The sequence below is a fragment of the Shewanella sp. 10N.286.51.B8 genome, assembly GCF_041469325.1.
Lineage (GTDB): Bacteria > Pseudomonadota > Gammaproteobacteria > Enterobacterales > Shewanellaceae > Shewanella.
Genome location: NZ_JBFRKG010000088.1, coordinates 1393 through 2349 on the forward strand (window position 1 = coordinate 1393; position 957 = coordinate 2349).

At 40.8% G+C, this 957-nt stretch carries 2 protein-coding genes; both read right to left on the reverse strand.

Going from position 1 to position 957, the window contains the following annotated elements; translation table 11 throughout:
* Positions 1 to 21: 21 nt before the first annotated feature.
* Positions 22 to 513: a heme lyase NrfEFG subunit NrfF gene (gene nrfF / locus AB4160_RS19455; RefSeq protein WP_102440373.1), complete on the reverse strand. Its 492-nt coding sequence runs from the start codon at positions 511 to 513 to the stop codon at positions 22 to 24.
* Positions 514 to 515: 2 nt separating this feature from the next.
* On the reverse strand, positions 516 to 957 hold a 442-nt coding region (locus AB4160_RS19460), incomplete at its 5' end, for a DsbE family thiol:disulfide interchange protein (RefSeq protein WP_372006087.1).

Sequence of the window (957 nt, forward strand, 5' to 3'; positions counted from 1 at the left end):
TGATCAATTTGATCATCTTGTTCATTTTTCATCTCGCTGTTGCTTGCTTGCTAATAAAGCGGCTAACTCGTCACGATCTGTGTCAGTTAACTCTTGCTCCACATTTGCTGCTTTACCACGTTGTTTACGAACAACAACCAATGCAATGTAAAGTGCAATAAGCATTAGTACAAATGGGCCAATCCATAGAATGTAGGTCTTAGGATCTAATCTTGGCTTATATAGTACAAAGTCACCGTAACGACTTGTCATAAAATCTACTATTTGATCATCACTCTTTCCTTCGTCAACCATGGTGTAGACTTCAAGACGGAGGTCTTGGGCTACTGGCGAATTAGAATCGATCAAGTTCTGATTTTGACACTGTGGGCAACGTAAAGAGTGCGCTAAGTTCAACGCACGCTTTTGGTTATCGGTAGATTTAAATTCATAAGTATCTACTGGCGTTGCCATCACATTAAAAGCTAAAACTAAACTTGTCATCAAGCCAACAAGTATTTTCAATGTTTTCATTATTAAACTCCGTCTTGTTTAGCTTCAGCTTGTAACTGTTGGATCATTGGGTAGAGTGTTTCACTCCAGACATTACTATCAACTGGCCCCGCGTAGCGGAAACGGATTATACCGTTATGGTCAACAATGAAACTTTCTGGTGCTCCATATACCCCAAGGTCTAAACCTAAACGTCCATCTTTATCAAAAATGTTAAGCGTGTAGGGATCGCCTTCACGACTTAACTCACGTATTGCTGGCGCACGCTCATCTCGATAATTAACACCATAAATAGGTAAAATATTTTTACGCGCAAGCATCATTAAAAAAGGATGTTCGTATTTACATGCCGGGCACCATGTAGCCCAAACATTGATCATCGACACTTCACCCTTTAAATCAGCTTGCGTTAACATTTCACCCGGCGTTTCAAGGCGTTCAAGTTGGAAAGCCGGTACCGGCTTT